Origin of the sequence: Erwinia sp. MYb416 (genome assembly GCF_037479575.1) — a bacterium.
Classification (GTDB): Bacteria; Pseudomonadota; Gammaproteobacteria; order Enterobacterales; family Enterobacteriaceae; genus Erwinia; species Erwinia rhapontici.
The window spans coordinates 1-604 of record NZ_JBBGYT010000416.1 but is presented as its reverse complement, the minus strand read 5'-3'; the positions used below and the strand labels follow the sequence as shown (position 1 = coordinate 604).

Below are 604 nucleotides of genomic sequence, written 5' to 3'. Positions count from 1 at the left end.
GTATGCCACCGCGCGCGGCGGTAAATCGTTTTCACGCAGGCGGGCCAGGCGTTCCACCAGCGGCATGGCGCTGAATAAGGAGCTGGCGAAGAGCAATAACAGAATGGCGTTCACCGCCACCGGGTACCACAGCAACAAATGATGGTCGCGCAGCAGCATGCTGGCCGCACACAGCCCGGCCCCGGCCACTGCCAGCCATTTGCCTGTCCTCGCAAATGCCCCTATCTGTCGACGCAGCCCCAGCCAGCGCAGCACAAACAGCAGTGCCATTAACGGCAGCAGCCAGTGGTATTGAGGGTGAGTAAGGCTGAAGCCGACCAGAAATGGCCACAGCACCAGCAACAGCCCGGTGAGCATACGTAGCATCAGTTCGCTTTCCCGGCCGCCGTTAACGATCAGCCTTCACTCAGCAATTGTTCTACCGCATCCACCACATCCTGCACGGTGCGTACTGATTTGAAGATCTCAGGTTTGATTTTACGGCCAATGCGCTTTTGCAGATGCACCACCATATCGACGGCATCAATGCTGTCCAGTTCGAGGTCTTCATACAGACGTGATTCCGGTTTGATATCGTCCGCATCCAGCTCAAACAGTTTGACCA

General features: G+C 57.0%; 2 protein-coding genes. Both read right to left on the bottom strand.

Translation table 11 applies throughout. The features are described 5' to 3' along the window. Positions 1 to 366, bottom strand: a 366-nt coding sequence (locus tag WH277_RS05685; protein ID WP_339504937.1) for a hypothetical protein, incomplete at its 3' end; no start/stop codon positions are given. Positions 367 to 395: 29 nt separating this feature from the next. Further along, positions 396 to 604 (bottom strand): acyl carrier protein (locus tag WH277_RS05680; RefSeq protein WP_339504935.1); only part of this gene is annotated, 209 nt, incomplete at its 5' end.